The 1539-nt window shown below is 44.8% G+C and carries 2 protein-coding genes and 1 pseudogene; all 3 read right to left on the bottom strand.

Going from position 1 to position 1539, the window contains the following annotated elements:
• Positions 1-223 precede the first annotated feature (223 nt).
• Complete coding sequence (locus tag WKT10_RS15830) at positions 224-538, bottom strand: hypothetical protein (RefSeq protein ID WP_340278039.1); 315 nt, start codon at positions 536-538, stop codon at positions 224-226.
• 96 nt (positions 539-634) lie between these two features.
• Positions 635-1054 (bottom strand): hypothetical protein, encoded by a 420-nt coding sequence (locus WKT10_RS15825; RefSeq protein ID WP_340278038.1) that lies wholly within the window; start codon positions 1052-1054, stop codon positions 635-637.
• Positions 1055-1207: 153 nt separating this feature from the next.
• A pseudogene (locus WKT10_RS15820) lies at positions 1208-1539 on the bottom strand (hypothetical protein); the annotation flags it as partial.

The following is a 1539-nucleotide window of genomic DNA, read 5'->3' as shown; positions in this document are numbered from 1 at the left end:
ACTGAGCTAAGGATCCGAAGAAGGGGGGCGTCCAGCCCTGGGATGGAACCAGAGCCAGACGAACCGGCCACCCGGCTGTAGCACCCTGGCGACCGTCGATTTAAGTGCAAGCCGTCGGCTGTATGCCTTTGGCTTCATGGTACACTATAACATTTTGAAGTGGGACATTCAGGACAAATGGGACAAATTTTAGGACACTTCTAAAAATCTCTGAAATTCTTTTTTAACGCTCTCTCCTGTTGCCCTTCTTCCCATTCGCATTGCAACCTGTTCCCAAGTCATATCCTCGAACACCCTGTACCGAATAATCCGCTGCATCCTGGGCGAAACTGTATTGAGCCATGCTTCCACCTGGCGCTTGATCTTCTCCGCGTTCTGTATCCGCTCCTCCAGTAACTTCTCCATTCGGTCCAAACCATAGATTCTTGTACTGGTACAACGGCTGCTCATTTCGGATAAATACACCATCATCAATCTTGGTTTCCACCGTCAGATTCTCAGGCGGCAGAATATCCATAGTTCTCTTCCATTCTCCCATGATCCTCTCCTAAATCTCAGTTTTCTGCAACGAGGTGTTGGTAAGTATCCTTCCGGATACATAATAGTCACTTCTAACTTCATATTGATTCTCCTTTTACGCCCAGTACGGCTTTGTCTCCAATTTATGGTATTTATGGATTCCTGTGTATGGCATAATCCCTTTCTCTTCACACACTTCCACCAACTCCCGTGAACGGTATTGTGTTAAAGTGGAGTTGATGGAAGCCTTGTAATACGCATCATAATGATGGACATAGGTAATCTTTCCTTCACTAAACGCTTTCGCTAGTTCTATAGATTCGAACCAGTCCGTATTTATCTGGATTCTTCCAAAAAATTCCTTAACTGAACGATTCATGGGCTGTTCAGAATGACTTGCAATCTGGCAGCCAACCATGCTGTTTTCATCAATAAAGCAACACCTGGATTCGAGCAGTTTTCCATCAATAAACGCTGTCATTACTGCATACCATTTTTCTTGATTTTTCTTTGAATCATTTTTTAAACTCCACATGATTTCTCCTTTCTTTCAACTAAAAAGATGCAGTAAATATTTTACATATGCTATATCCACTTTTAATTCTTTAACTTCCATAGTTCTCCTCCAAATTTTAATTTAACTCGATACAACAACTACTTGTTTAATACCACAACTGTTTACTACAACTTACCCTTTCTTGCCCTGATACGGCTCCGGCATTTCTAGGTCGCACAGCATCCCCGCAAGGGCTGCCACCAGTATTTTCTTTTTCCGGAGCAGCTTCGACGGTAAGGGTTCCACTGCATCGACCTTTATCATCTCATCCAAGAGTGCCTTTTCCTTTTCCAGCATCTCCCTAAGCAGCTCCATGTCTGTAGGCTCAGTATCTTCCTCTGGTTGCGACGTCGCAACGCTCTCCACTGGCAGAGGCTCCGGCTCTGGCATCAGATCCTCCACGGATATCTCACAGCTCTGCATAGCTGCTCTTTCTGGTTCCGGCGGTACATCCGTCACATCTG

The sequence above is a fragment of the Enterocloster sp. HCN-30185 genome (assembly GCF_037890305.1).
Taxonomy (GTDB): Bacteria; Bacillota; Clostridia; order Lachnospirales; family Lachnospiraceae; genus Enterocloster.
The sequence above is the reverse complement of the archived record's forward strand: the minus strand, read 5'-3'. Positions and strand labels throughout refer to the sequence as shown.